This is a genomic window from Rhodococcus sp. P3_B8 (assembly GCF_056402775.1).
Window position 1 is genome coordinate 1 of sequence record NZ_JBFUGT010000584.1, and the last position, 1856, is coordinate 1856.

1 protein-coding gene is annotated in these 1856 nt (G+C 67.4%); it reads right to left on the bottom strand.

Annotated features, from left to right (window positions below):
• Positions 1 to 22 precede the first annotated feature (22 nt).
• Positions 23 to 1474 carry an amino acid permease gene (locus AC1D1G_RS44795; RefSeq protein WP_477956897.1) on the bottom strand — a complete coding sequence of 484 codons (1452 nt, stop codon included), beginning with the start codon at positions 1472 to 1474 and terminating at the stop codon, positions 23 to 25.
• Between the last annotated feature and the right edge of the window lie 382 nt (positions 1475 to 1856).

Below are 1856 nucleotides of genomic sequence, written 5' to 3' on the forward strand. Positions count from 1 at the left end.
CCACCCCGGGTCTGTGTGGTGGTCAKGCCCGCGGTTCCGGCGTCGGGGACGCAGCGCGATGGCTGACCGCCGATACCGCATCACCGGTTGGAGGGCGGTGCGCACCGTCCTTGCGCTGCAGACGCACGCCGAGAGCGACGACGACCGCCGCCAGGCCGAGGGAGAGCCACAGTTCGAGACGGTGGCCGGGCAGGATCGCCATCAGCAGCAGCACACCGGCGATGAACGCGATCGTCGCCACCGTCAGAAACGGGAACGCCCACATCTTGACCTCGAGGGTGTGGTCCTCGTGGCGGGTCTTGCGGCGGGTGGCGTACTGGGTGAGGGCGATGACCATGTACATCATCAGCGCGATCGCGCCGCTCGAGGCGAGCAGGTAGTTGAAGATCTGCGGCAGGAGATAGTTCGCGAGGACGGCAACCATGCCGATGGTGGTGGAGGCGAGGACCGCATTGCGGGGCACCCCACCCTTCGAGGTCACGGCCAGTGCGGCCGGGGCGTCCCGCCGTGTGGCGAGGGAGAACGCCATCCGGGAGGCGGTGTAGATGGCCGAGTTCAGGCAGCTGCAAACGGCGACGAGGACGACGACATCCATGATGCCGGTGGCACCGGGGATGTTCATTCGTTCGAGGACCGCCTGGTACGAGCCGGACGCGAGGCCGTCGGCGTTCCACGGGACGAGGCTGACGACGATGAAGATCGAGCCCAGGTAGAACAGGCCCAGGCGCCACACGACCGCGCGGATGGCCTTCTTGATGTTCTTCTTCGGCTCTTCGGACTCGGCCGCGGCGATGGTGACGATTTCACTGCCCTGGAAGCTGAACATAGCCGTGAGCAAACCGGCCACGACYGCGACGGCACCGTTGGGCATGAACCCGCCGTTGGTCCACAGGTTGGAGATGCCACTGACTCCGGATCCGGGCAGCCACCCGAAAATGGCCGCGACGCCCAGCACGATGAACCCGACGATCGCCACGACCTTCAGCAGTGCGAACCAGTACTYGAATTCGCCGTAATTGCGGACGCTGAGCAAATTGGTCCCGGCGAGCACAACGATCACCGCGAATGCGACCACCCAGCCGGGTATCGCGAGCATGCCACCGAGCACCTCACCGGCGACGATCGCCTCGATGGGAATGACGAGCACATAGAACCACCAGTACAGCCAGCCGATGGAGAACCCGGCCCAACGTCCGAGCGCGCGGTCGGCGTAGGTGGAGAACGATCCGGTGTCCGGGTTGGCGACCGCCATCTCACCGAGCATCTGCATGCAGAGCACGACCAGCGCCGCCGCGGCGAGGAAGGAGATCAATACCGCGGGACCGGCCGCGGCGATCGCGGTGGAGGAGCCGACGAACAAGCCGGCACCGATCACGCCTCCGATGGAGATCATGGTGATCTGGCGGCCCTTGAGACCTTGGCTGAGCTGCCCACCCGCGCAGGGCGGGGAGGAAGGAACTGGGTGTTCTGGCATGGGATCCTCGTCGATCGTGTGGCTGAGTGCGCGCGAGTGCGGTGGTGCGGCCGGAGCCTGCGCGCCTGCCCTGGATCCGGCCCCTCCAGCGGATCCGGCGGGGRTGTGGTGCGGTGTCACCCCTGACAGGGGTGGTGCAACCGCCATGCGTGTAGGGCTGACGTCGCGAAATCGACGGGAGCACTGGGGGCTCGGCGTCGGCGGCCTTACCTCTCGCCGCCGACGCCGTGAGCGGTTATCGCTGGTCGCGGGTGACCGCCGGGGTGCCGTCGAAGGCCCCGGAGAATCGGCCGACCTCGTCGATGCGGATCGTCGCGGTCGCCTCGTGGGCGGCCAGGCCCTCGAACGCCGAAATCCGTTCCACGGCCGGCGCCAACGCGGG